The following is a 23,426-nucleotide window of genomic DNA, read 5'->3' as shown; positions in this document are numbered from 1 at the left end:
TTCCTGAGACCCAAACTGGGCGACACGGGTGCGATGGTGGCGAGCAGGCTTGGACTGAGGATAACGAGTAAGGCTGCCTCATGCCCCGCTATTACTTCGACACCCGAGACGATGCGACCTTCATTCGCGACGAAGTCGGGCTGGAGATCGGAACGTTCGATCAAGTGAAGCACGCGGCGTCCGAGGCAATGGCGGACCTTGCCAAAGACGTACTACCGGGCGCTGAGGTCCGGAACCTAGCAATCGAGGTGCGTGACGACATCGGTCCAGTCCTAGTTGTCAAACTCCGCTTCGAGATCGAACACCTCACGGTGCGGTAACATGATGGTCACGTGCTGACGCGCCATCGGCCACGGCCGCTCAATGGGCGCGGCGAACTTGCATAGCAGCCATCATCGCGCCAGCGCGCAGTTACGACGAAAGTATCACCGTCATCGTCGTTTTCTGCGCACGGGACGTTTGAAGCCCCCGGTTGCATAATAAACGAGCACCAGCGCGGCAGAAAAAATGCAGCCCGACGGCGAGCGACACTTGCCCCTGCCCTTGCCGCGCTTGATGCGCTTGAACGGCATGGCGCCCTCCCCTTGGAACCGGGAACTATCAGTAGCGCTGGGACGTAATCACCTTCGAAGGGAGAGCCACCTATAGGTGCCTGGCCAAAAAACCGGACTCAACATCACCTATCTGCTCATCACGCTCGTAAAACTCATGCATGAGCACATCTTTCCTCAATCGCAGGGGCGGCTCGACGACGTCGAGGCTGTACTGTCGCGTGCGCCGTGACCATCGGTCACGTCGAGAACAAGCTTATGACACCGCACAAGATCGCGCTGTTCCTCGGGCTGCCACGCACCACCGTGCTGCGCAAACTCGCCATCCTGGAGCAATGCGAGTTCGTCCAGCGGCGCGACAAAAACTATGACCTGAGCGATCGGATCGTCGACAAGGACCGGCGCAAATGGATTGACGGCTCCATCAAGGCAATGAAGCGGTTTTCCGCCGACCTCTGAACCCTCCCTCTCGGGAGGAAGGAAATTCCACCAGCAAAGTGTCCATTTTGGACAGGTGGATTCTTGCTCCCACCAACCTTGATTCGCGTAACATGCGATCCCAACAAAACCGCAACCTGACCGCAAGTTTGCCTTGGTTAGGGCTGCGATATGGACGTTACGCGATGACCGAGAACATATGGCCGGCAAAACCTGGCCAAGGACGCCTTGATGGCACGAAGGACGGCGCAGAGTACCGTCAAGTAATCCCAACCAACAACAGCAAGACCGCCGAATTCGCAGCGATCCAGCACTTTTTGTGGTTCAATTCACTGCCGGTCGAGGAGCGCTATCAGCGCCTGCGCGCCGGCGTCTTGAGAAGCCTGCGGCAGCTGCGGCGCCTGCAGGCCGAGATCAGCTACAGCGCGATAGCGCCATTTATCCGGGAGCAGCAGCGAAAGTTGTACGACCTTCGCGCATGGAAGCGAAGGATGACCTCTGTGCCATCGGTGACGATTTTCGCCGCGTGGCACGTCATTGCGGACCTGACGATTGCGACTTTGGTCCAATAGCGATGATAGAAGATGCGCCGCACCGCCGGGAAGTCAAACGGTGCGGCGCTTTTCGCCAGCACTGATGTCGAGAGCCGAATTGCCGGGCGGCGGATCGCCGCACAAAAGGCCCGTCAACGAGCGCGGCTGCGCGGCCCGCCGGCGCAATTCGGCCTCGAGCATCTGCGGGGTCACCCGCGGCTTTGTACCCTGCTGCGACTCGATCCTGATCTGCCGCTCGCGAGGGCGCTCGGCGCGGGTGTCGAGGCGTGCGAGATATTCGAGGCACGATTTCGCCGCCGCAAGGGTGCGGCCAAGCTTGGCCTGAAATTCACCCTCGGAGGCATCGGCCAGCAGCTGCCGGGCCAGTGCCGTGTCGCCATCCGTCCATCGGGACTGCGATTTCATGGGTCGGCTCGTCTTCGGAACGGCGGCCCCAAAGGGGCGGCTGGTTGCGATCCACCTAAAACGTCAAGCCGCGGCGCACTGATCGGCCGGACGGTGCTCGAAGCAGTACCAGGTGCCGATCTTGCCCTCCCGCAGGCGAACGCCGTAACCGAACGATGCGCGCTTGCCGCAGTGGCAGATATGCTCTTCGATCGCAGTCGGGGGCGGCGAGGCCAGATCAAGCGCCTCGATCATCTCCTGCTTGCCCTCAGAGGTGATGACCTGGCTGGCCTTCCAGCCATTGCGCTTGATGACGCTGCGCGCCTTGGCGTCCTCCCAGCCGACCATGAAGCTCAACACCTTGGAGGCACGCGCGATGACGCCATCGGTCTGGAAATAAGCGGTGAACTTGTCAGAGGTGACGCGGATGAAGCGAACGCGGTTCATGCCACCTCCGACATCGCATCAACATCCTCGCAGGCAGGGGTCCTGGTCTCGGTCGACTTGCTGCCGTCCGCCTTGCGCCACTCGATCCAGACCTCCACGCCTTCCTTGTGCGTCACCTTCACCAGCGCGCAACGCTGGCACATGCGATGACTGGAATAGAGCAGCCTGACCGGCTCGGACCAGTTGTGCCTCACCCCCGCTGGTCCCAGGTCAGGCGCGGATCGTGGATCGAGACCACAACAATGCCCTGATCGTGAAACCCGTGACGCTTGATCGCCTCGCGATCGAAGCTCTTCGGCGAATGAAAATTGGTCCTCAACGGCACGTTCATTCGTCATCCACCATGTTGCACAGCCGCATGATCTCCTCTCCGGACTGGTAGCGGTTGTCCGGCAGCTTGGCCCGCTGGAGAAAGCCGGTCAGCTGCGCCTCGTCGCGAAACACCACGACGATGAAGAAATTGTCGTTGTCGCGACCAGCCGAGCGCTCGGAGATCGAGCCGTAAAGCTCCCTCGCCTCGCGCACCTTGGCAGCCAGTTCGTCCAGCGGATCGTCGCGCGCCTCGACCACGCTGTCGCCGAACATCCGAAACACGTCGGCGTGGTCGAAGCCTGCGCCGGCAAAGTCCAGGCCCGGTTCTTTCAGGAGCGTGTTCAGCTGCTCCAGATCCCAGTCACCCTGTGCATTCGGGTTGTTCAGGGCGATGTTGATTTCCTTCTCGCGGGTGTCGTCGACGTCGATCTGGGCGACATCGAGTTCATAGTCGGAGGTGCCCATCAAGCTGTCGAGTTGCGACAGGCGCTGATGGCCGCCGACCATGTTGCCGGTACGCACATTCCACGTCAGCGGCGCCACCAGACCGTGTTTCTTCAGGACCGATTTCAGCTTGCGCTTCTCGGCCTCGCCGAGGGTGCGCGGGTTGTACGGCGCATTCTTGATCCGCGAGCGATGGACCTTGACCATCGTGAAGGATTGAAACCCGCGGGATTTCAGATCGGCGACCGCCTGCTTGTCAGATGCCATAAAATTTGCGCCGCCAAACCACGGCCTCGGCGAACGGGAAATATTCGCACAGCCGCTTGAAGTCATCGGGATAGGTGTCGTGCAGCCACAACAGCGAGGGCGTCGACAGATCGATGCCGGTCGCGCTCTTGCCGCTCGATGGCGGCTCGGGGATGTGGCGCGCCCGCAAGTAGGCAAGCACGTCGTATTTGTGCCAGCCGGCGATCGGGTTGCGGACGGCTTCCTTGTAGTTCGTCGTCATGAAGCGGCGGCGCCATCCGCTGTCGGCCCGCTTGGCGCCGGTCAGGATGAAGGGGATCTTGGCCTCCTGCATCGCCAGCGCATAGATGTCGTTGAGTTTCCATTCCGGCAGGTCGTTGTTGCCGTGCCAGTCATTGCAGTAGACACCCTCGCGGACGTACTTCGCCGCGATCCAGTGCGGGTACAGACGGATCTTGATCCCGAACCGCTTGCGCCCCTCCTCCAGCTGACGCTCGACGCATTCGAGCCCCGGCACGAGGTACATGAAAAAGCCCTCGACGCTCTCGAAGGAGCGGACCGCCAGGTCTGTGACCACCAGGCTGTCCTTGCCGCCGGAATAAGCGACGAGGGCTTTAGCTGAGATTGAACGGGCCTTGCTCAGATCGTTCAATGCCTCATCGATGATGGACAATCAGTCCACCCTAGCCGCCGCCGCCCGTCCTGCGGGCCGCCTTGCGGGCACCTCGGGATTTCCGCGTCGTCTTTCGCGTCGCGGCCTTCCGCGTCTTTCGCGTGACCTTTCGGGCCATTGTCAGTCCTCCATATGGGGAAGGTTGCCCCGGACCGATCTCGGCGGAGCCGCGCCGTCGGCCCGAGTTATCTGGGGTCGTCGCTGCCGAAGGCCCCGGCAAGAGCACTTAATGGGTGCGCTTGCCGCGGCCTTCATCGACCGGACCGTTTACGGCCTCTTGATCTTGCGCAGGCGGCACAGCGGCACTTGCGGCCACCGGCGAAATAGTCCTCGAGATACTCGCGCCCGTAATCGAAGGTTATTTCCTCCCCGGCGGGGATGGACCTCAGGGCGAAGAAGTAGACGCGCCCCCTGGTGTTCATCACCGGCCGGCAGTTCGGTCGGCACGAATGGTTGACGTAGCGGCCGACGTTGCTTCGGACCGAGCCGTCAATCGAGGTCCGGGATGAGACTTCCATCAGATAGCGGTTCTGGATTTTGGACGGGTACGGGATGCGTGAGCCGCTATATTCCACGATCTTTTCGCCCTTTTCGATTCTACGCGTCGCGAACAGGCCGAGCCCCGTTTCCGACCGCGCCACGCGGTATGGTACCGCCTTTCCCATCGAATCAGCTCCCTTTCGGATTTTCCGAAATACAACCGCCGTTCCGGCCCACAACCGGAAGGGACAGAAAAAACCCTTTATTCGTAGGGGGATAAATCCACTTCCTATAGGGGGATTTTTACCCTATAATCCCCCTTCTCCAGTCGATTTCCTCCCCATAGGGCCGGAGGCGTCGGGCGCAGGAGTCACTGGGTAAAAACAAGGCCGAATGGCCGGGCTGTTTGACAACCGAATCCTAGTACGATCGCGGCGAGTGCATTCAACTCAGACCGACAGGGCCTTCTATTTTCCGGTCTCGCACCCCGCAAACGATGACACCCCCACATAGTCTCCCGCCCGCCTGACGGCATTTCGGCGGTTTCCATAATAGCGCATCCGGTCACATTAGAGCCGGAGTGATGGGAAGGACATCAAGTCGCGAACCGCAATCCAACCGATTCTGCAACGCTAAGCACCAAATCTCTCATTCCCATTTTCGCAACGTCGCGACCCCGACCCCTCATTACGGGCCGGGGCGCAGCCTACACGTGCGTACCGATCAACGGGCCACCTTGCTCCTCGACGCGGCGATGCGCTGAGCACGGACCGATGGGATGAAGCAGATTTGCGGAGGGACTTAGCCTTCTGCGCCCGCCTCGGTAGCGAGGCGCAAAGGGATACGTCCCATGTCAACCCAACCCAACAGGAACAGCAAATGACCAACGGCCCCGGTTTTGCCCGGCTGCGCCGCGCCGCACGGTTCGAGGCGCTGCGCATCGAGACCGTTCGTATTCAACAGGCCGCCCGCGAGGCAGCTGCATTGCGGATCAGGCAGAAGCCCATCAAAAAGAAAGGAGCAAACGATGGCACCACCGATGACAGAAGCAGACCTGAAGCAATTCCTGGCGCAACTGCGCAAGGCGTTGGCCGAGGCAAAAGCCCGCGGTGCCCCGGATCAGGAACGCGCCGCACTCTTCGATGAGATGACGGCCGAATTCCTGGCCAAGCACGACCGGCTGCCAGATCATCTCAAGCCCAAGAACTAGCTCACGGCCGCTTGCCGGCGGTCATTCCCAGCAAAGAGGACACCCATGATCCACAACGAGCGCGTTTCGCTCGGCACGATCACCGTGCAACTTCGCCCCTACCACGCCAAGGTCAACTTCAAAACCGCGACCGGCGCCACGCTGCGCAGCGTGTCCGGCGGCAAGACCGCGACTGGATGGCACGTCCGCGCCATCTACAAGAACGGCACCCTGCTCTGCTCGCTGTCCGACAAGGCCGGCGTAGCCGAGATCGTGCTTGCCCACAAAGGCGACCTGCGCGGCGGCCGCCGCGAGACGTTCAAGAACCTCGCCGAAGCGATCAGCTACCTGTGGGAGAACTTCTGATGAATCACATGCAGCTGATGAAGGCGTTCTACGACATGCGTCAGCGTCACTTCCGCGACCTCAAGGTCCAGTGGGACATTGAGTGGCAAGGATCCTACTGGTTGTTCCAGAACTTTCGCAACTGGAGCCGGACCAAGGGCAGCGGAGCCGTTGCCCTGTCGGAAGTATGCCACCTCGCCGATCGCGCCGGCGCAACCATCGTGCTTTGGAGCTCGGTGGAGCGTCTGCATGTCTATTACGAGAGCTTCGGATTCAAACGGGAAAGCGACCGGCCGGACAGGCACGGCGTCATGCGCTTCCGCCGCGAGCCTGACCTAGCTTCGCCGCCGCTTCGGTTGAATGCGGCGGTTCGTTGGCCGCGACACCACCTTCGTTCTCACCCCCTTGAGTGAGCCACGGCGCGGCGCGCCCACATGATGGACTTCGCGTCCATCGCCCTTCCTCACCTTTCCCAATCGTTCCAGCCGGCGGCGTGCCGCCTTGCGCTGCCGGTTGCGCATTCGCTGCTCGGGGCTGTGATACCACGCCCTGCGCTTGCGATACTCCGCGGCCCAATCGACCGCCTTTTTGCGGCGACGCCGCCTCTTTGTAGCCATCACCCAACCAACAGGAGTTGAAGCATGCCCGATAAAGCGTGCCGCTATCCGAACTGCGACTGCCCGATCGTCAACCCGACGAGGCTGTGCAACTTCGTCTACTGCGACGGCATCGGCGATTTCTGCACCGACAAGCCGCTGCGCCCCGACGAACTCGCCAAGCACAGCGCGCCACGACCAAGCGATGCGGCAAAGCCGCCTCTGCTTCGGCGGCTGTTCGCTTGGCGCAAGGCCAGTTGAACGCCCCCCACCACGAAAACCAAACCGCCCTTTGCCGAGGGCATCTAGCAAAGAGGAGACCTTCTATGGGTCAACGTCACTCCGACGCCATCGCGATCGCGCTTGGCGCAGTCAATCCCACCGCCAGCCAATGCCTACTGGCTGCTCGACAAGATCGCGACGTTGCAGCTTGATCCGAAGATCGGGGCCGAACCATTCCAGGTTTGGAAGCTCGAAGTCGCGGACAACATCGGCGCACTGACCTGTAATGACGGCGGCAAGCCGGAGCATGGTGGCGCTGCTCGGCTGCTGCACTTCGAGGAGATCACCTACACCGACTTCCCGCTCGACCAGATCGAGATCTGGGTGGAAGACGGCGTGATCCTGCTTCCTAGCGAACATTGACGCAGCGCAGAGCCGTCGTTTGCCGACGACGGCTCGACGGTGCGCCCATGCACCACGCCCTTTGCCGAGGGCGTCCAATCTAAGCAAAGAGGACTATAGATGTACCAGATCGTGGAAATGACCGCGCACGGTCAGTTCGTGCCGTTCGTTGACTCTGCCACCAAGGCGGCATTGACCATCGCCGAAGGCGCAATGGCCAAGAAACTCGCCGCCGAGCTTTCCAAGACACTCAATCGCAAGCTGATCCCGCGCAAAGTGCCCGACCTGAACTGGCGTTCCCGCGAGCAGGATCGCTTCGATCGCGGTGAATACCAGATGCCGTTCTTCACCAGCGCTTGGTGGGGCATGTACATCCCGCGCGATCACTACCTGCATATCTCGAAAAAGGACGAAAGCAAGATTGCCTTCACCGAGAGTGCCGAAAAGGGTGAGCAGGACATCCAAACCCAGATGAAGGTCGGCGCCTATCTGCAGAGATACCTGTCCGACTACGTCAGCGCGGTCGAGATCAGCCGGATAGCCAACCTGTTCGTTGCCGATCAACTGGGTCTCGAGCTCAAGCTGGCCAGGACACCGGACGAGATCGAGCATGTCTACGTCCATGGCCCGCATTCGTGCATGGCAGGCCCGGTCGAGGACCTGGGCGAATATGGCGGCGACGGCGATGCCGAAGAACATCCGGTGCGCGCCTATGGCGCCGGCGATCTGGCCTGTGCCTATGTCGAACGCGAGGGCGAGATCATCGCCCGCTCGATCTGCTGGCCGGAGCGCAAGGTGTTCACCTCCGTCTATGGCGAGGAGCACATGTTGCTGCGCTCGATGCTGACTCGCGCCGGCTACCGCGCCGCTGACAGCGGCAAGGAGTTCGACGGCGCGCGTTTCCTCGAACTGGAGGTCATGCCGTACATCGACTTCGCCATCTCGATGGAGCCGCTGTACGAGGACGGCTCTTACGGCTGGGCATCGGCCAAGAGCACCAAGAGGCGGGCGAGAATGGGCAGCTACAAGGTCTACGTCGGCCGCTACTACTGAACACCCACCGCCCCTTGCCGGGGGCAATCCCAAAAGCAAAGAGGACAAGCGATGACATTTCACTTGGTTGAAATGGTCTCACCGGGCGTGTTCGCCCCGGTGCTGGACGAAACCACTCTGCTGCCGATCGAATTCCCGAACGGCCGCGCAGCTGCCAACCGGGCGCAGATCCTGTCGTCCACCACTGGCAAGAAATACCAGCCGCGTCGGATCAAGACCGACACCAACTGGCGGGCGCGCGAGCAGGCTCGGTTCGACGACGGCAGCTATGAGCCGCTGCCGTGGATCAATGAACGCTGGTGGCGCGACAACGCCGACTTCCACCGGGACCACTTCGCTCATGTGTCGACCGACCAACCGGGCAAGATCGCGTTCACGGAGTCGGAGCAGCGTGGTGCAACCGACACCCAGACGCGGATGAAGGCCGGCAAATATCTGACCCGATTCTTTGCCGGCATTCTCACCAAAGAACAGATCGCCAAAATCGCCAGCGAGTTTGCGGCGCGCTACGAGGAGAATGTCCTGCTGTTCGCCGAGACCGCTGACGAGATCGAGGAGGTGTACCGCAACGGTCCCCATTCCTGCATGTCGAACGAGGACTATCGGCGCACCCAGGGCTGGGGACGTGGCGGCAGTTTCAGCAGCCCGTTCCATCCTGTGCGGGTATATGCGGCCGGCGATCTCAAGGTCGCCTACATCCAGCATGACGGCCACGTCACCGGGCGGACACTGGTCTTTCCGAAGAACAAGACTCACAGCCGCGTGTACGGGGACTATTACCGGATGCGCGAACTGCTGGCCGCCCAAGGCTACGAGTTCGCCGACCCGATCGGCGCCAGACTCGTTCGGCATTTCGACGAGTCCATGAACACCATGGTGTTGCCGTACCTCGACAAGGGGACGGAGTCCGGCATGGGTTCGCTCGCGGCCGTCGATCGCGGAAGCCATCTTGAGATCATTTATGATGATGGCTCGCAGCCGAAGATGTTCAGAGGCTGCAACCTCAATGGCTACGGCTCACCGGTCGAGTATAGCGTCGCCTTCGACGAGGAGGAGGACGACGATGGCTACCAGTGCGACCGCTGTGGCGACTGGTTCGACGACGACGACGATCTTCGCTCCGTCATAAACGAAGGCCGATGGTGCGAGCATTGCCGCGATAACTACGGCTTCTATTGCGAGGGTTATGGCCGCTGGCACAGCAATGACCGCGAAATCAGCTACACCCTGAGCAATGGCCAGGTCGTGTCGGAGCGGTACTTCGACAGCCACTGCTTCACCTGCGACTTCGACAGCGAGCACTACTACAACGAGGACGCTGTCGAGATGGCCAATGGCGAGAGATGGTACATCGCCAACTTCCGCGAGAATGGCTTCACCTGCGACATGACCGGCCGACGCTACCCGAACGAGGAACGGGTGGATATGGCCAATGGCCAGGTGTGGTCGCAGGAATATTTCGACCGCTACGGCTTTGCCTGCACCGAATGCGGCGAGAATTTCCCGCTCAATCACCAACACCCCAACCAAGACGAAACGTGCCGCAGCTGCGGCGCGTCCGCTGAACTCTTGCCTGCAACCGCGGAAGCTTCCGCTGAACACACTTAAGGAAACATCACCATGACATTCGAAGGCACCAAGACCGAAGCCGACCTTAAGACGCTGTGCGAAATGCTCACTTACGCAAGGCCTGCGGGCTCGCGCAGCGAGAAAAAGTTCATCAACCGCTTCATCCGCCCTTTGGGGGCGAAGGCGGATGCTTACGGCAACTACATCCTCAAGATCGGCGACGGCCCGGTCTGCTTTTCCAGCCACACCGACACCGTGCATAAGAGTGGCGGCAAGCAGCGCGTCACCATCACCACCGACTACATGATGAAGCTGCCGATGCTGTCGCAGTCGAACTGCTTGGGCGCCGATGACACCTCCGGTGTCTGGCTGATGTGCGAGCTGATCCGGGCCAAGGTGCCCGGACTCTACATCTTCCACCGCGAGGAGGAGGTTGGCGGCACCGGTTCGAGCTACATCGCCAAGCGCACCCCGGAACTGTTCGAGCAGATCAAGTGCGTGATCGCGCTCGACCGCAAGGGCCGGCACGATGTCATCACCCATCAGGGCGGCGCCAGATGCTGCTCGGGCGCGTTCGCGGACTCGCTGATTTCGGGCCTCGGGATCGAGCACCTGGCCAAGAGTGACGGCGGCACCTTCACCGACAGCGCCAACTACACCGGCATCGTCGGCGAATGCACCAATCTGTGCGTCGGCTATTACAACCAACACTCGTCAAAGGAAACGCTGGACGCCGAGTTCATGGCCGAGATGCGCGATGCCTTGATCAGGCTCGACCAGAGCAAGCTGGTGTTCGAGCGCAAGGCGGGCGATGTCGATCCGGACGACTGGTCGTGGATGGACGATGGCCTGTATGGCTCGTCCTACTACCGCGGCGGCTATAAGAGCTATTCCTATAATAAAGGCACCGCGGTCACCAAGTTGGACAAGGGTGGATGGTCCGCACTCCATGACGACGACGATGTCGACGATATCTGGGACGCGGGTCACCGCATCCCGGACATGGAGACCATCGTCGAGCGCAACGCCGATGCCGTCACCGACATCCTGCGCGATTGTGGCTATGACGAGAACAGCCTGATGCGGGAAATCTACGACCGCCTCGGCACCCTGAACATCTAAGACGAAACCAATCGGCCACGGGGTTGCCGCCCCGTGGCCATGACTGGGTAACCAGCCATTGTCACCGCGACCTTGGTCGCAAAGAGGAAGGACGAAGACTCACGGTGACCAGCAACATTTACCAGCGGAACCCGGTTCCTACCAGACCCACTGACCGCGAGATCGAGTCGTTGCTCGGCGGCCTGGAGATGGTCCGGCTCGCCGACCAGGCACCGGGCTTGTGGCCTGACGATCTCGTCGTCCGCATGCGCCTCGCCCACCAGCATGATTGCGACTGGCTCATTCTCGATCGTGATGTCCCGCCGATCGAGGCGCTGCCGCAGTACGACTGGTGAAGCTATCAACCGAGAAAGGAAAGAACCATGCCAACCCTTGCCATCGTCCTCATAATCCTCGCCGAGGCGCTGCCGGTGCCTCGGTCCACCACCAGTTCGAACTGCCCGACCGGCTATCACGCCTCCGGCGGCTGCTGCACGCCGACGAGTTCAAAGTCGGGGCCGGCGGTGCCGCGATCCGGGTCCTGCCCATCTGGCTGGACCGCATCGGGCAACTTCTGCGTCAAGAATTGACGATCTGAAACGCAGCGCAGCGTCGCCTCCGGGCGGCGTCACGGTGCGCTTCTGCACCAGCAAAGAGGAAGGATTGACCAATGAAAGCTGGAGTGATCAGCGACAAGGAACTGCGAGCCATCAACGGCGGCGAAGTCGAGTCCCAGATCGTACAGTGCTCCGCCGATGAAGCGCGCGCATTGTGCGATGAAGTCTCGGACGAGACCTTGATGGAGGCCATCGACACCGCTCAGGGTTCGGTGTTCAGCGGCGAGGCAAAGGCGGCCTACGTCGTCCTCAAGATCGTCGGAGCGTAACGCAGATGGGCGGTCTTGCCGGGCCGCCCATTCACGGTGCGCTTCGCACCCCGCCCATGCCAGGTGGCAACTCAAAGAGGAACCAACACATGCAAACATTCAACTTCGCCGGCGTGACGCTCAACCACGTCAGGGAGAGCAACATCTATTGCCGTACTGCCATCGAGTGGCGCAGGACAGGCCGGGAAATCGGCCTGCGCAACGGTCAGGCCGCAGCGAGCCGGTTCGCCAAGGAAAACGGCCACGCCATCATCCGCTGGAACGACGGCCACGCCACGCTCTACATCCACGATGACGACCGATTGAGAAAGATCAGGTTCACGGCCTGACCCAAGCCCCTGACGATCGTGCGGGGGCGGCTTGCCCCCGCCCCTCGACGGGATCATTTCGAAGGCGGGGTCTCCCGTCGATAGGAAAAGCGAATGATCTACACGATTGGCTATCACGCGCTCACCCCGGCCCGGCTGCAACTGATCGCATCCAGACTGGGAGCGCGCGTAATCGATGTGCGTGGCGGGACGATGCGCGCGAAAAGCGGGTTCGGCCGTCGTCAACTCGAAGCCCTCCTTGGCGAGGCCTACGAGTGGCGCGGCGACCGGCTCGGCAATCGCGGCACCAATCGCGTCACGCGCGAGGGGATTGCGGAGCTTAAGCAGGAGGATCAAACCAAGACCCTGCTGCTGCTGTGCGTCTGCGAATCGCCAGAAGGCTGTCACCGCCACATGCAGATCACCGGCCCACATTTCCCGGCCGCCCTGCACATCTGGCGCGACGAGGTCTTCACCTCGGCCGCCCTCCAAGCCGCCATCGATGAAGGCGAGGAGGCCGAGTATGAGACGGTGGGTTGCCTGCACGACTTCCTGTAAGCCCACCCTGGGCGCCCGCTACGGCGGGCGCCTGTGTGGTTATTTCCTCCCAGACCCTGAGTAGCCAAGAGTCAGCGGAAGGCCACTCCCTGAACCCGCAAGGCCGGGCAATTGGCCATTAAATCAGGCTATTTCGGAACCTGTTCCAGCCCTTGCTACCCTGCAGGGTATCTTAAAATTCTAAAAAAGTTATCTTGCCGGGCGGAAATATCCCGCCTAGCATCCACACGGGGTTGCCGCCCCAAAACCCGCGCCAATGGCGCAAAGAGGAAGGACGAAGCTATGAATGCACCTTGGAAGCCGAACGTGTTCGCCGGCGAAAGCCGCATGGACCTGTCCCGCCAGTGGATGGCGAGACCCGCCGACGAGCGATACCTGAACCTCTCGGACCTGCTCAAATCGGTCAAAGGCCGCTTTGAATCGTCGAGGGAGGAACGCCTGGCCCCGAAAGCCATCGGCATCATCGCCAACGAGGACCCGGCCGACCGCCACTCGCTCGGCGTCGTGCTGCACGACGACCTCGAACTCGCCCTGTCGAACTGGACGTTCGCCCAGATCGCCAACCTCGCCGCCGCGCCCGGCGCCTATCTCAAGACGCTGCCGGCGCAGCTGGTCGCCGACAACCTGAACTGGGGCCTGCGCTACAACCGCAAGGTCGATGGCATCAAGACCTACGCCACACCGCACGAATTGCGCGCAGTGACCGGCCCGGATTACGGCCGCATCCCAGATTTGGAGGTGGTGCAAGCGGCGATGCAGGTGGCCGGTGACGGCACCGGCGAACAGCGCTGGAAGATTCCCGGCACGCTGGACTGGCGCACCGGCATCTACGATCCGCGGGCACGTGTGACGATCGATTCCACCACGCTCTATGCCTCGGACCGCGACGTGTTCATCTTTCTGGTCGACGACCTCAACCCGATCGTGATCGGCAAGACCAAAAACGGCCACGACGACATCGTGTTTCGCGGCTTCTACGTCCAGAACTCGGAGGTCGGCGCGCGGGCGTGCAAGATTTGCACGTTCTATCTTCGCGCCGTCTGCTGCAACCGCATCATGTGGGGCGTCGAGGGTTTCGAGGAGTTCGTCATCCGCCACACCAAGATGGCGCCCGACCGCTTCCTTCAGACCGCCCTGCCCGCGCTTCGCTCGTTTGCCGACGGCTCGGTGCAGAAGCTCAAGGATGGCGTCGAGAAGGCCAAGGCGGCGAAGCTCGCCTCGGACGATGACGATATGAAAGCCTTCCTCAAAGAGCGCAGGTTCTCGATCAAGAAGGCCGAAGCAGTGATGGAGGCTGTCGAGCGCGAGGAAGGCCGCAAGGCCCGCACCGTCTGGGATCTCGCTCAGGGCATCACAGCCGTTGCCCGCAACGAGGCCAACACCGACGACCGACTAGAGCTTGAGCTTGAGGCCAAGCGCATCCTCGACAAGGTGGCGTAATACCGGCTTTCCGCAAGGATGCGATGGGTGGCGGCTCACATGAAGTGTGGACCGCCATCCGCAAGATGGACCCACAACAATGGCGTAGCGCAATCGACTGGATGATCTCCTCGGTCTGCTATGCCACTAGGCGGGAAGCGATTCGAACAACTAGATGGCTTGCGAGCCACGTCATCAACGGATAAGACAGCGTAAGTTGCGCGTTAAAAAGGGTGTGAGCGAGCCAAGCAGGAGAGAGTGATTCGTAACGCAGGCGCAGCGCGTACGTTACCAAGCCCAGCAAGATCATTGCTCCACCCCAAACAAGTCCGAGTGGAATAATGTGATTGGCAGCGAAGATCACGGTGCCAAAAGCCAAGATGCTGGAATCCCGCCAACCAATACGACGTAGCCAAGATACCAAAAGGCCACGGTAGAGGACTTCTTCGGTCACCGGCGTTGTCACAACGAACAGAAACACGACAATAGCGACTGACTTCGCATCATGAAAATCGATCCGGACATCCTGACTTCGATTGCCAGTTACGCTAGTTAACCAATGTGTCGCGACGGGCACGCCGAACGTGACGATCCCGAAGCCAATGAGGCTCGCAGCGAAGGCGGGGAGTCTCAGTCTACGAAATTTGAACACGTCAGAGCGCGAAGCCTGGTGGGTCGTCCAGACCAATACTACAGCGAGCCAACTGCCGACCGCGTATGACAACAGGCCATAAAGCCTAATGCTAGGTCCAGCCGGCAGCTCAGCGGGCGCGCCGTGTACGACGAGCCACGTCGCCCACGCGGCAAGTCCGATGCTCATCACAATGACGGCCAGCGCCATAGGCGCCAGGACCAGCATCAAAGTTACAATGCTATGACGCCATTCGAAACCGTGGCGAGAAATGACGTTCAGGCTGACGGGCGAACCCTCGGTTTGCGACATGCGATCATGACCCAGCTCTGCGCGCCTGACCGTACAATAACCATTGCGGGTGATCCAGTCGTCCCGGACGATTGGGGGAAGAACGCTGGCTAAGAGTACGAGCGGCCCAGGCTCACCGTCGGGACTTTTTTTTGCGCCGTTTGACGCGCTTTGAGCGCCGCGTCGGATACGGGATCGCGGCAAGCCGGATGCCACCAGCGGTCACCACCTCGTCGGGGATCGTATCGCCATAGACAGCGTCAGGAGCCCGCCAGCTCGGCGAGGACGCAATGGGCGACGTTGCATCGGGATGGCGTGGAGTAAGCCCAATCTGTGCCAAACGGTCAAGGTCCGCCGGCACTAACAAAACGTCGTTGTTAGTGAGATAGCCGACAAGCGCCCGAATTCCCTGCTCCAAACGCCGGTATCCCGTTCGATTCGAGATGCCGCCACGCTTCCAGTATTTTTGCGCCGCGCGCCCATCCACACGGGCGAAACAGAACAACCAAAGCGCCGATGACAGCTTCGGGTCAAGCGTCAAGGACCAGTTCAGGCATTCGTCGTGTCGCGAGATCGCCCATCCCGTCGGCGGGGTGCGCAGCTTAAAGCCGGCCCATGCCGTCTTGTCGCGAGTGCCCTCCTGCGAGTTCGCATCGAAATCGCTGTCGTGCAAAATCTCGAGCTTCGCCGAGCGCGGTGGCTTCGGGCCATGCACCCGCGGCAAGCGGCGGTCAGTATCGGCCGCCTCCAGAAACCGCATCAGGACATGCTCGGCGGTCCACACCTCAGCGAGCCTGCCACACCCAGGGGTCGGAGACGCCAATCCATTGCTTCTCTTTGAGGTGCCGGGCTGCATTAATGAAGGCCTTGTTTTTTGCATGTTCGTCCTCCGTCATCGTCAGGCCCAACCGGAAGCAGGCCTCGCGCCATTGCCGCCAACCCACCGCCTTGCAGCCGCGCGGCACGCTGGTGGTTGGAGCGTCCTTGCCGTAGTCGAGGACGCACTGCGTCAGAATATCGTAGGCGATCTTCGCCGGGCCGCGGATCGTCGGCTTGTCCCGGTGCGTGTAGCTGTCGCTCTCGCCCTCGATCGCAACGCACGAGGTCGCGTCCTCGCCCCACTGATTTTTTCCGATCACCAGCCGCTTGAGACGGAAATGGATCTTGGCCGAGTCCTCCTCGTCCTTCTGCTTGGAGACCTTGGCGGTGATCAGCCGGCTGCCATCCTTTGACAGTTCGATCATGGTGTCGGCCGCCGCAGGCACGCCGGTATGGCCGCGCGGCCCCCGCGTCTGATCCTTGCCGGAATGGTGACAGAACATCGCCGTCACCGAGCCGACCGAGCGCCTGATCCGATCGACGTTGTCGACCAGCGCCCCCATGTGCTCGTGGCTGTTCTCGTTGCCGCGCGGCATGCAGCGCGCCAGCGTGTCGAAGGTGATCTTGCGCAACGGGGTGCCCATCATCTCCATCCGCGCATTGACGCGCTTGATGGTCTCAATGAAGTGCTTGACCTCGTCCTCGTCCAGGAGATTGACGCGCTCGGTCATCAGCACAAACGGGATGTTGCCGGGATCACCATAGTGATCGCTCCAGGCCTTCAGCCGCTTGCGCAGTCCCGCCCGGCCCTCGGCCGCGACGTAAACCACCCCGCCCTTCGAGACCCGATGGCCGCGCCAGTCCTCGCCAATCGCGATCCTGATGTCCATGTCGAGCGAAACAAAGGTCTTGGCCACCCCATGCGGCCCATGCAGGATCACCAGCGCATCCTCCGGCATGATCCGGTCGATCAGCCACTTCTGCGGCGGCAGGTCCTTGACTGCTTGCGAAAACCACATCGCCCCAAACGGCGGCGGGCTCACCATCGCCGAGGTTTCCTTGGCGAAGGCCGCGAACGAGGTGACGTTAGGCAGTGCGTTCATCGTCCTGCTGCTTTTCGGAAATCAGGCCGTCGATGATCGCGCCGACGATGGTCTGTGGCTCGCCGCGGCCGTCACGTGTGACGGCATGTGAAATCGTCTCAAGCGGAACGCCGTGCTGGATCGCAAGGCTCGCCAGGATCGCGCCGTCGCGCGCAATCGCCTCGACCTGCGCCCCGGATTTGGCGCCGTTGATGAACAGCTCGCCGATAGTGACGAGGTCATCGTAAAAACCCATGGTGACCGTGTAGTCCAGGTTCTGGAAGCGGAATGAAAAGGTCTCCGAGGCGCGGCGGTTCGGCAACGGTTTTCTCATGGCCTCACCAGCATGTCGTTGAAGTCGACGCCGGCATCGGCCATCGAAACGAACACATCGACTCCCTGATGCTTGAAGCGGTTGCCGCCGGCGACCAGGCACTGGCGCGTCGCCCATTCGTCGCTGTCGCCATCGCCCAGCAAGGCAACGCTGTGAACCGTCTTGGGCAGCACGATTCCAGGCTGGTTCAGGTCTGGGATTCCGTTCGGGATGGTCTTGGCCGGATTGCGCGGATGACGGATGCGCCCGGTGCAGCGGCCCGAAATGTTCGACACCGACACCCCGGCCGCCAGCGAGGTTGCCTCCGCGTCCCAGCCGATCGCCTCGCCGCCGCCGAGCAGATACCACGAGAACGTGGTCTCGATCCCCTCCCCCATTCCCAGATGGACCGAAGCGCGCGTCAGCCAGATCAGGCCACCGCGCATGTCCCCGGTGATTTTCTTGGCCTTGTTGCGCTTGGCGTCGCCGGGAGGGACGAGCTTGACGCCGGCAGGATCGAGATAGGTACGATGGACCCCGATGACGGCGCCGCGCTCGTCGCGGATCTTGCCGAGCATCGCCGGATACTCGCCGAGCAGCTTGATCTCCTCGGCCTGCGCATCGGCAAACCCGTAATAGCCGAGCCTGGGCGCAAATTTCAGGTCAAGGCCGAAGCCGCCACCAAGCACGATACCGCGGTTCGCCAGATACTGCTCGACCAGGGTCTCGCGCCAGTCCTGCGCGTCCGCCACCAGTTGCTGGACCCTGGACGCCTTGCGCTTGGCTTCCTCCGCATCCTCCTTCTCGATCTCGACCTGACGCTCCTCAATCTTCCTGCGCTCCTCTGGCGTAGCTGGACGGACGCCGCCAAGTTCCTCGACCGCCTCGACGAACGAGAGCCCGCGCATGTGCTGCAGGATATCGAAATGGTCGCCCCACTCGCCGCAGGCGAAGCACTCATAACGGCCCTTGCGATCATCGACCTTGCAGCTGGGCGTCTTTTCGATGTGAAACGGGCACAGACACATCTTGCCCTTCACCTTGATCCCAAGCTTCTCGAACACATCGCTCAATCGCTCGCGCGCCTTGGCGTTCTCGATGTCGATCCGGTCGAATTGGTCGCGTGTCATGAGATTCCCGCCGCACGTTCGATGGCCTGCCGCTTGATCCACCGCCACAGCCGGCACGCGGCTTCGCCGTCACTGTGCCGGTGGTAGCGACGCCAGACCCTGGCCCGGCGCCCGTAGACGCGACGCGCCTTCTTGTCGACCAGCGGCCAGTGCTTGCCGCACAACCATTCATCGAACGGTCGATCGGTGGTGCGCTTGCAGTACGGCACGCAGCAGGTAAGGCGCACATCAGACCCCCTTGCCCAACATCAAGGTCAGCCGCTCGACCAGCAACATGGTGATCGCGAACCATCGCTTGCAGTTGTGGAAGCGGGCGCGCTCGCGAATCTCGTCAAAATCGATCTTGGACAGCGCCGACACGAATCCGCTCCGATCGTCCTCCGTCACCCATCGGGGGAAGGCGCGAACGATCTCGCAGGTCGCTTTGATGTTGTCGCCGCGAAGCTCGCCCGCCTTGCCGGTCGCGACAAGGCTCTGCAGCCCGACGGTCACCAGCCTCGTACCGTACAGCGCATGAACCCGCTTGATCGTGGTTATTGAAAACGTCTCGTTGGGCGCGAGCCGTTCCTTCGGGTACGGCAACAGACGGATGCCGATCTCGGCCAGCATCCGGCGGACTTCGGTATCATTGTCGCCTGCGGCGGCCTTGATCTTGCGGTAATGCCGCATCTTCAGGCTCCGGCGTACTTGATGACGGGACGCATGCCCGGCGACTTCCAATCCCAGACGAACCACGCATGGTTCTCGGCCGGCGACATATCCTTCTCACCCAGACCGTCGCAGCGCGGGCACTCCTGCACGGCATCGATGCCCTCGATGCCGGTCGCACCGATGATCTTGCCGGTGCCGTTGCACTTCTTGCAGATCGCCGGCCCATCGAACCACTTGATGCGATAGAGCAACGTAACCTTGAGCGCATAGGCAGGATGATCGCCAAACAGATGCGAGCGCGTCACTGCGCTGTCGAAGTCGACCGGCAGCAGCATCGCCACCTTGCCACGCCATGGCTTCGTCAGTTGAAGCGCCCGCTCGATGAACTTCACGGCGAGCGCACCGCGCTGCCCGTAGGGCGGATTGGTGATGATGTCGCAGGTGATGCCCCATGGGAACGGATCGGCGAGAAAATCGCAGGTCTTGGCCTGCGGCACGCCGACGGGATGAATGTCCGCGCCGAACGCCTCGTGGCCGCGCTCGCAGAACACCCTGAGCATCGCGCCATCGCCGCAGCAGGGATCGCACAGCCTTGGACCGAACTGAACCATGTTCATCACGGTGTAGGTTGGCTTGGGCGGGGTCCGGTAGAATTCACGATCTTGACGGAGGTGATTGGCGCCGCGCTGGACCATCAGGCGATCTCCGCCAGTGCCGCGCGCAAGAGCGGGGTGTTCTCGTAGATCATGCGGGTATTGAACTTGCCACTTGAAAGCCCGATCGCCCGCTCATCGATCGCCTTTTGCAGCAGTTCGGCCACGGAAGCGGCCTTGGCGACATGCCTGCGATGGAAGGCGTAGTGCTCACGCTGCAATTCGTCATCGATGAACTCGGCATTGCGCTTGCGATCGCGCAGCGCAAGGTCGTTCTTCGCCGCGCCAATGATGCTGGAGGGTTTCAGGACCGAAAGCTTGGTGCCCATCTCGTGCAACATCTGCCGCTCGGCCGCGGTGCCGATGCTCATGCTGCAAATCCTGGAAGCTTGTGGTCGCTCGAAACGTAGGCCGGATCGAGCCGCATGCGCAGGTAATCAAGAATGCAGAGCGCATCCGCCTGATCGTCGGTGGTCTTGCCCCACCCCCGCGCTGCAACCTCGTCGATCGCGCGCCGCTTGAGCCACGCCCGGCGAACTGCGGTCTTTTTGGATTTCGATAGGCCCTGCCCGATATGCTTGGGCGCCTGCGTCAACCCCAATATCTTGGAACGCCAGCGCGCCGGCTCGATCTCGATCACCCGCGCCTGCCGCTTGAAGATGGTCGCAAAGATTATTGCCCTGACCCCGAGCAGGATCTGACGCGACTGGATCGACATGCCCGCCGGCAGCAGCGGCGCCTCGACGCCGACGATGTCGCCCGGCTGGACGAAATCGCCGATCAGCGTCTCGGCCCGCGAGTAGATCGCGGGCTCGCTGTCAGCGTTGAGGTTGAACACGCCCGACCGCGGTCCGGTGGCTTCCCACACGGCCCATCCAGTGAAGCGAGAGGGGTCGAGCGCCTTGAACATCAATGCGCGGTCCCGCGGTCCTCTGGTAGCGGCTTGATGCCCTCCTGCAGCATCTGTGCCTGAGTCTCGGCATGCGCGCGTGCCCATTCCTGGCCGAGCGGGTTGTCGAGCGTCCACGGATTCTGCTCGGCGGAATCGCCGCGCCGGGCGGCGACCTGACCGCGCGCCGCGGCCTGTCCCAGCTTGTCATCCTCGGAGGGTTCTTTGATCGGAAACAGCTGCAGGTTCTGGAACACCGGCACCCGCAGGTACTTCGCGTACAGGATGATCGAATTGCCGAAACCGATAAGCTCGGCTTCGGTGTAGCCCGACAGATGCTTGCGCACGAAATCGAAAGCTTTCAGGTCAATCCCGCCCTCTTCCTTGGTACGCTTGCGCGCGGTGCGCACCAAGGCGACGGCCTGATCCTTCTGCCGCTCGGCGCTTTCGACCTCACGGAGAAGTTCGAAGAACCTGCCTTCGCTCAGGTCCGGTGTAGCGGCTGGCTGCTGATCGGATGATGGTTGACTGTTTTTCTTTCGCGCCATGATTTACCTCGTCGATGTTGAGCGTCGTCCTCGCCTCCTGAACCAGAGCGCGAGCCGGTGCAGTGTGATCCTCAGCCAGAGCAAGCAATTCCTCCGTGTATTTGATCTCCGCCTCGAGCTTCTTCAGCTGGCTGATGCACGCCGCCCGATAGAACTCGACCATCACCAGCCACGGCTTACGGAGAATTTCCTTCCTGGGCCGGTAGCGCAGATTCCAAAGGAAGCTGTAGGACGGCCCGCCGCGCTCCTCGATGCGACGCATCGTTTTCTGAGTCTGGTTGGGACCAGTGCTTTCCATCCTCAACAGCTTGTCGGCGATCGCCTGAGCCTCTTCGACATCGATATGCAACAGGGGTTTGCGGACACTCATGTACTTTCCCGTCTATAGGTTATTTGCCGCCAAACGCGACAAAGGCCGCACGTCCGGGATTAGACTGCGGCCTCGGTACGACCGAGTTGGTCGTTGAGCTTCTGAAGGTGTTGGGTTTCAATGTTACGCAACGCAGCAAACAGCCGGTCAACGCTCTCCATTGACATCGATCGCTCGCGGTTCACGAGCGTCTTGTGGATGGATTTGTCGTTCATCGCCTTGGCGCAAATGGTGCCCGGCGACTGGCCAACGAGATTGGCCACGCGCTCGATCTCGGCAATTACCTGCAGCCGTAACTGGTCGCCCGGCTTCTCGACGCGAGGAGACGTAGCTGGGTCCAGCTTCGGCTGGCCGATTGTTTGGGGATTTCGCTTGTTCGCCATGAGGCGGATCGATGCACATTTCCATCCCCCTAGTCAAGCGGAAAGGCGGATATTTCCGCCTCGTTTGACGGGGAACCATGGGGTAAAATACCCCCAACCAACTCGCAACCGGCTGAGGCTCAATCTGAAATGATCACTAATGATTTGCTGAAAGAGCGTCTTAAGGAGGCGATCGAGAAAAAGCAGACCAACCCCACCGAATTGGCGGTCCAGATCGGCCGCGATCGTACCTACTTCCGCGATTTTCTCAAAGGCAAGAAGCGCAGCGTCGGCAACGACGCGCTGGCACAGGCCGCTGAAATTCTCGAGGTTAGCCTGGAATGGCTGAATGGTCGCTCGGGCACCTCCTTCGCCGTGCCGCGGGCAATGCCGCACGCCTCCGATCTGCAGGTCCGGAATTTTACCAAGATGATTCCGCTCTACGGACAGGCGGTACCTGACATCGACGGCAGCTTTTCGTTCACCGAGATCGCCAATGTCCCTTGTCCGCCAAAGCTTACCACGGTGGTTGACCCCTATGCCGTGATGGTCTCGGGAGACGTCATGGAGCCGAGGCTTCACCCTTCCAACGTTGTCTACGTCGATCCGTCCCGGTCGCCCCGTCGTGGGGACGACGTTGTGCTCAAGATCCAAAATAGGCAGGACATCGTCACCGGCTACATCCGAGAATACGTTTCCCTCACCGAATCAGGCGCTGTAGTTCAGCAACTGAACCCGCCGAAGAAAACCACCTTCAAGCGATCCGAGATCATCAGCATTCATCCGGTCTATTTGATCGAAAAATGATCCTTGGAGCGCGCCCATGGCGCGCGTCTCAGTCCCCAAACGGCCACTGGTCGAAGTCCATATAGTCGCAGGCGTGATGCCTCGTTTTCGGAATTGAAGGTTCCTTCATCCACTCTGGCGTTTCGTCTCCTTCCTCTTCTCCTTCAATAGGGCCGGGCGGCGAAGCCGCCGGCCCCTTAGAATCCCTTATGACCGGCTGTGGTGACCGGGTATACCCGGCTGCCATAGCCGGATTAGACCGGTCACCGTGACCGGGTATTACCCGGCTGTGGCGACCGGATACTGACCGGCTGTCGCAGCCGGGTAACTCGTCATCTTCGAGGAAGGATACCCGGCTATCGCAGCCGGTGTCCGGTGGCAGCGATGGATAGATGTTCCGCTGCCGCCTCTGGCGCTTTCGAACGATGAACCCGGCTCGCTCCATGTCCGCGAGCCCGCGTTCCACCGCCCTCGCGTCGAGGTGGCAATAGTCAGCCAGGTATTCGTTTCCGGCATTGGCGTAGCCGTAGCGGGCGATCAGGTCTTTCAGGGCGATGACCAGCTTGAGCACACGCGCGTGGGTCCCGAAGGCGCCCATCACCAGATGCGCCCATTCCCGGCTGACGTTGTGGCTGTCAGGGCCGGAACAGTCCAGGATCACCGCAGGACCATCACAACATCTTGCGCTCTTCCCGTTGGGCCTATACAACATCGATCACTCCTT

At 61.4% G+C, this 23,426-nt stretch carries 41 protein-coding genes; 19 read left to right on the top strand and 22 right to left on the bottom strand.

Annotation, left to right across the window (positions count from 1 at the left end):
- Positions 1 to 80 precede the first annotated feature (80 nt).
- A complete protein-coding gene (locus ACZIRK_RS14260) occupies positions 81 to 320 on the top strand; it encodes a DUF6894 family protein (RefSeq protein ID WP_130227002.1) in 240 nt (79 codons plus the stop codon).
- Between the two features lie 111 nt (positions 321 to 431).
- On the opposite strand, the gene ACZIRK_RS14255 is transcribed toward ACZIRK_RS14260, so the two are convergent.
- The gene (locus ACZIRK_RS14255) at positions 432 to 572 is read right to left on the bottom strand and encodes a hypothetical protein (protein WP_463327516.1); all 141 of its coding nucleotides are present in this window, start codon (positions 570 to 572) and stop codon (positions 432 to 434) included.
- Between the two features lie 76 nt (positions 573 to 648).
- On the opposite strand from ACZIRK_RS14255, the gene ACZIRK_RS14250 reads away from it, so the two are divergent.
- The 3 genes from ACZIRK_RS14250 (at position 649) to ACZIRK_RS14240 (ending at position 1,561) form a co-directional block, all read left to right on the top strand.
- Positions 649 to 783: a hypothetical protein gene (locus ACZIRK_RS14250; RefSeq protein WP_463327515.1), complete on the top strand. Its 135-nt coding sequence runs from the start codon at positions 649 to 651 to the stop codon at positions 781 to 783.
- Positions 780 to 1,010, top strand: a complete 231-nt coding sequence (locus ACZIRK_RS14245) for a hypothetical protein (protein ID WP_474418040.1) — start codon at positions 780 to 782, stop codon at positions 1,008 to 1,010. Before ACZIRK_RS14250 ends, ACZIRK_RS14245 begins: the two co-directional genes overlap by 4 nt.
- Positions 1,011 to 1,174: 164 nt before the next feature.
- Positions 1,175 to 1,561 (top strand): hypothetical protein, encoded by a 387-nt coding sequence (locus tag ACZIRK_RS14240; protein WP_474418038.1) that lies wholly within the window; start codon positions 1,175 to 1,177, stop codon positions 1,559 to 1,561.
- Between the two features lie 33 nt (positions 1,562 to 1,594).
- On the opposite strand, the gene ACZIRK_RS14235 is transcribed toward ACZIRK_RS14240, so the two are convergent.
- The 7 genes from ACZIRK_RS14235 to ACZIRK_RS14205 all read right to left on the bottom strand — a co-directional run bounded on the left by ACZIRK_RS14235 (position 1,595) and on the right by ACZIRK_RS14205 (position 4,714).
- Positions 1,595 to 1,948 (bottom strand): hypothetical protein, encoded by a 354-nt coding sequence (locus ACZIRK_RS14235; RefSeq protein ID WP_463327512.1) that lies wholly within the window; start codon positions 1,946 to 1,948, stop codon positions 1,595 to 1,597.
- Between the two features lie 63 nt (positions 1,949 to 2,011).
- Positions 2,012 to 2,374, bottom strand: a complete 363-nt coding sequence (locus ACZIRK_RS14230) for a hypothetical protein (RefSeq protein WP_463327511.1) — start codon at positions 2,372 to 2,374, stop codon at positions 2,012 to 2,014.
- Entirely contained in the window at positions 2,371 to 2,568 is a 198-nt protein-coding gene (locus ACZIRK_RS14225; protein WP_463327510.1) for a hypothetical protein, read from the bottom strand. The genes ACZIRK_RS14230 and ACZIRK_RS14225 overlap by 4 nt, the downstream gene beginning before the upstream one ends.
- The gene (locus tag ACZIRK_RS14220) at positions 2,565 to 2,705 is read right to left on the bottom strand and encodes a hypothetical protein (protein ID WP_463327509.1); all 141 of its coding nucleotides are present in this window, start codon (positions 2,703 to 2,705) and stop codon (positions 2,565 to 2,567) included. The genes ACZIRK_RS14225 and ACZIRK_RS14220 overlap by 4 nt, the downstream gene beginning before the upstream one ends.
- Positions 2,702 to 3,397, bottom strand: coding sequence for a ParB N-terminal domain-containing protein (locus ACZIRK_RS14215; protein ID WP_463327508.1), 696 nt, complete (start codon positions 3,395 to 3,397; stop codon positions 2,702 to 2,704). Before ACZIRK_RS14215 ends, ACZIRK_RS14220 begins: the two co-directional genes overlap by 4 nt.
- The gene (locus ACZIRK_RS14210) at positions 3,387 to 4,049 is read right to left on the bottom strand and encodes a phosphoadenosine phosphosulfate reductase domain-containing protein (protein WP_463327507.1); all 663 of its coding nucleotides are present in this window, start codon (positions 4,047 to 4,049) and stop codon (positions 3,387 to 3,389) included. Before ACZIRK_RS14210 ends, ACZIRK_RS14215 begins: the two co-directional genes overlap by 11 nt.
- A gap of 251 nt (positions 4,050 to 4,300) precedes the next feature.
- Entirely contained in the window at positions 4,301 to 4,714 is a 414-nt protein-coding gene (locus ACZIRK_RS14205; protein ID WP_130226994.1) for an SET domain-containing protein, read from the bottom strand.
- 842 nt (positions 4,715 to 5,556) lie between these two features.
- On the opposite strand from ACZIRK_RS14205, the gene ACZIRK_RS14200 reads away from it, so the two are divergent.
- The 14 genes from ACZIRK_RS14200 (at position 5,557) to ACZIRK_RS14135 (ending at position 14,198) form a co-directional block, all read left to right on the top strand.
- Entirely contained in the window at positions 5,557 to 5,739 is a 183-nt protein-coding gene (locus ACZIRK_RS14200; protein WP_130226993.1) for a hypothetical protein, read from the top strand.
- Positions 5,740 to 5,784: 45 nt separating this feature from the next.
- Positions 5,785 to 6,084 (top strand): hypothetical protein, encoded by a 300-nt coding sequence (locus ACZIRK_RS14195; protein ID WP_130226992.1) that lies wholly within the window; start codon positions 5,785 to 5,787, stop codon positions 6,082 to 6,084.
- A complete protein-coding gene (locus ACZIRK_RS14190; RefSeq protein WP_463327506.1) occupies positions 6,084 to 6,476 on the top strand; it encodes a hypothetical protein in 393 nt (130 codons plus the stop codon). Before ACZIRK_RS14195 ends, ACZIRK_RS14190 begins: the two co-directional genes overlap by 1 nt.
- Before the next feature lie 228 nt (positions 6,477 to 6,704).
- Positions 6,705 to 6,920 carry a hypothetical protein gene (locus ACZIRK_RS14185; RefSeq protein ID WP_463327505.1) on the top strand — a complete coding sequence of 72 codons (216 nt, stop codon included), beginning with the start codon at positions 6,705 to 6,707 and terminating at the stop codon, positions 6,918 to 6,920.
- Positions 6,921 to 7,022: 102 nt separating this feature from the next.
- Positions 7,023 to 7,304, top strand: coding sequence for a DUF6876 family protein (locus tag ACZIRK_RS14180; RefSeq protein ID WP_463327504.1), 282 nt, complete (start codon positions 7,023 to 7,025; stop codon positions 7,302 to 7,304).
- Between the two features lie 99 nt (positions 7,305 to 7,403).
- Complete coding sequence (locus tag ACZIRK_RS14175) at positions 7,404 to 8,336, top strand: hypothetical protein (RefSeq protein WP_463327503.1); 933 nt, start codon at positions 7,404 to 7,406, stop codon at positions 8,334 to 8,336.
- Between the two features lie 51 nt (positions 8,337 to 8,387).
- Positions 8,388 to 9,944 carry a hypothetical protein gene (locus tag ACZIRK_RS14170; RefSeq protein ID WP_474418032.1) on the top strand — a complete coding sequence of 519 codons (1,557 nt, stop codon included), beginning with the start codon at positions 8,388 to 8,390 and terminating at the stop codon, positions 9,942 to 9,944.
- Positions 9,945 to 9,956: 12 nt separating this feature from the next.
- On the top strand, positions 9,957 to 11,027 hold the full coding sequence (locus ACZIRK_RS14165) for a hypothetical protein (RefSeq protein WP_463327501.1): 1,071 nt from the start codon (positions 9,957 to 9,959) through the stop codon (positions 11,025 to 11,027).
- Between the two features lie 104 nt (positions 11,028 to 11,131).
- Positions 11,132 to 11,362 (top strand): DUF5983 family protein, encoded by a 231-nt coding sequence (locus ACZIRK_RS14160; RefSeq protein WP_463327500.1) that lies wholly within the window; start codon positions 11,132 to 11,134, stop codon positions 11,360 to 11,362.
- A gap of 27 nt (positions 11,363 to 11,389) precedes the next feature.
- Positions 11,390 to 11,596 carry a hypothetical protein gene (locus tag ACZIRK_RS14155; RefSeq protein ID WP_463327499.1) on the top strand — a complete coding sequence of 69 codons (207 nt, stop codon included), beginning with the start codon at positions 11,390 to 11,392 and terminating at the stop codon, positions 11,594 to 11,596.
- 80 nt (positions 11,597 to 11,676) lie between these two features.
- Positions 11,677 to 11,892: a hypothetical protein gene (locus ACZIRK_RS14150; protein WP_463327498.1), complete on the top strand. Its 216-nt coding sequence runs from the start codon at positions 11,677 to 11,679 to the stop codon at positions 11,890 to 11,892.
- A gap of 89 nt (positions 11,893 to 11,981) precedes the next feature.
- Positions 11,982 to 12,221 (top strand): hypothetical protein, encoded by a 240-nt coding sequence (locus tag ACZIRK_RS14145; protein ID WP_463327497.1) that lies wholly within the window; start codon positions 11,982 to 11,984, stop codon positions 12,219 to 12,221.
- Positions 12,222 to 12,314: 93 nt separating this feature from the next.
- Positions 12,315 to 12,758, top strand: coding sequence for a hypothetical protein (locus tag ACZIRK_RS14140; protein ID WP_130226979.1), 444 nt, complete (start codon positions 12,315 to 12,317; stop codon positions 12,756 to 12,758).
- A 282-nt stretch (positions 12,759 to 13,040) separates the two neighbouring features.
- Positions 13,041 to 14,198, top strand: a complete 1,158-nt coding sequence (locus ACZIRK_RS14135) for a DUF932 domain-containing protein (RefSeq protein ID WP_463327496.1) — start codon at positions 13,041 to 13,043, stop codon at positions 14,196 to 14,198.
- A gap of 118 nt (positions 14,199 to 14,316) precedes the next feature.
- Here ACZIRK_RS14135 and ACZIRK_RS14130 read toward each other — a convergent pair whose 3' ends face one another.
- The 13 genes from ACZIRK_RS14130 to ACZIRK_RS14070 form a co-directional block, all read right to left on the bottom strand.
- Positions 14,317 to 15,120 (bottom strand): CPBP family intramembrane glutamic endopeptidase, encoded by an 804-nt coding sequence (locus tag ACZIRK_RS14130; protein WP_463327495.1) that lies wholly within the window; start codon positions 15,118 to 15,120, stop codon positions 14,317 to 14,319.
- A 112-nt stretch (positions 15,121 to 15,232) separates the two neighbouring features.
- Positions 15,233 to 15,883, bottom strand: a complete 651-nt coding sequence (locus tag ACZIRK_RS14125; RefSeq protein WP_474418029.1) for a hypothetical protein — start codon at positions 15,881 to 15,883, stop codon at positions 15,233 to 15,235.
- 1 nt (position 15,884) lies between these two features.
- The gene (locus tag ACZIRK_RS14120) at positions 15,885 to 17,021 is read right to left on the bottom strand and encodes an AAA family ATPase (protein WP_463327493.1); all 1,137 of its coding nucleotides are present in this window, start codon (positions 17,019 to 17,021) and stop codon (positions 15,885 to 15,887) included.
- Positions 17,005 to 17,334, bottom strand: coding sequence for a TSCPD domain-containing protein (locus tag ACZIRK_RS14115; protein ID WP_130226973.1), 330 nt, complete (start codon positions 17,332 to 17,334; stop codon positions 17,005 to 17,007). Before ACZIRK_RS14115 ends, ACZIRK_RS14120 begins: the two co-directional genes overlap by 17 nt.
- Positions 17,331 to 18,443, bottom strand: a complete 1,113-nt coding sequence (locus ACZIRK_RS14110; RefSeq protein ID WP_463327492.1) for a DUF7146 domain-containing protein — start codon at positions 18,441 to 18,443, stop codon at positions 17,331 to 17,333. The genes ACZIRK_RS14115 and ACZIRK_RS14110 overlap by 4 nt, the downstream gene beginning before the upstream one ends.
- Positions 18,440 to 18,670: a hypothetical protein gene (locus ACZIRK_RS14105; RefSeq protein WP_130226971.1), complete on the bottom strand. Its 231-nt coding sequence runs from the start codon at positions 18,668 to 18,670 to the stop codon at positions 18,440 to 18,442. The genes ACZIRK_RS14110 and ACZIRK_RS14105 overlap by 4 nt, the downstream gene beginning before the upstream one ends.
- 1 nt (position 18,671) lies before the next feature.
- A complete protein-coding gene (locus ACZIRK_RS14100) occupies positions 18,672 to 19,112 on the bottom strand; it encodes a hypothetical protein (RefSeq protein ID WP_130226970.1) in 441 nt (146 codons plus the stop codon).
- Between the two features lie 2 nt (positions 19,113 to 19,114).
- Positions 19,115 to 19,789 (bottom strand): DNA methyltransferase family protein, encoded by a 675-nt coding sequence (locus ACZIRK_RS14095; RefSeq protein WP_463327491.1) that lies wholly within the window; start codon positions 19,787 to 19,789, stop codon positions 19,115 to 19,117.
- On the bottom strand, positions 19,789 to 20,118 hold the full coding sequence (locus tag ACZIRK_RS14090) for a hypothetical protein (protein ID WP_130226968.1): 330 nt from the start codon (positions 20,116 to 20,118) through the stop codon (positions 19,789 to 19,791). Before ACZIRK_RS14090 ends, ACZIRK_RS14095 begins: the two co-directional genes overlap by 1 nt.
- Entirely contained in the window at positions 20,115 to 20,657 is a 543-nt protein-coding gene (locus tag ACZIRK_RS14085; RefSeq protein WP_463327490.1) for a hypothetical protein, read from the bottom strand. Before ACZIRK_RS14085 ends, ACZIRK_RS14090 begins: the two co-directional genes overlap by 4 nt.
- The gene (locus ACZIRK_RS14080; protein WP_463327489.1) at positions 20,657 to 21,049 is read right to left on the bottom strand and encodes a hypothetical protein; all 393 of its coding nucleotides are present in this window, start codon (positions 21,047 to 21,049) and stop codon (positions 20,657 to 20,659) included. Before ACZIRK_RS14080 ends, ACZIRK_RS14085 begins: the two co-directional genes overlap by 1 nt.
- 40 nt (positions 21,050 to 21,089) lie before the next feature.
- Complete coding sequence (locus tag ACZIRK_RS14075) at positions 21,090 to 21,533, bottom strand: hypothetical protein (protein WP_463327488.1); 444 nt, start codon at positions 21,531 to 21,533, stop codon at positions 21,090 to 21,092.
- 80 nt (positions 21,534 to 21,613) lie between these two features.
- Positions 21,614 to 21,937 carry a hypothetical protein gene (locus ACZIRK_RS14070; RefSeq protein ID WP_130226964.1) on the bottom strand — a complete coding sequence of 108 codons (324 nt, stop codon included), beginning with the start codon at positions 21,935 to 21,937 and terminating at the stop codon, positions 21,614 to 21,616.
- A 129-nt stretch (positions 21,938 to 22,066) separates the two neighbouring features.
- Here ACZIRK_RS14070 and ACZIRK_RS14065 point away from each other — a divergent pair, with 129 nt between their 5' ends.
- Positions 22,067 to 22,723, top strand: coding sequence for a LexA family transcriptional regulator (locus ACZIRK_RS14065; RefSeq protein ID WP_130226963.1), 657 nt, complete (start codon positions 22,067 to 22,069; stop codon positions 22,721 to 22,723).
- A 28-nt stretch (positions 22,724 to 22,751) separates the two neighbouring features.
- On the opposite strand, the gene ACZIRK_RS14060 is transcribed toward ACZIRK_RS14065, so the two are convergent.
- Complete coding sequence (locus tag ACZIRK_RS14060) at positions 22,752 to 23,414, bottom strand: hypothetical protein (protein WP_463327487.1); 663 nt, start codon at positions 23,412 to 23,414, stop codon at positions 22,752 to 22,754.
- Positions 23,415 to 23,426 lie beyond the last annotated feature (12 nt).

The sequence above is a fragment of the Bradyrhizobium sp. Leo114 genome (assembly GCF_055229415.2).
This window is presented reverse-complemented; position numbering and strand designations above follow the sequence as displayed.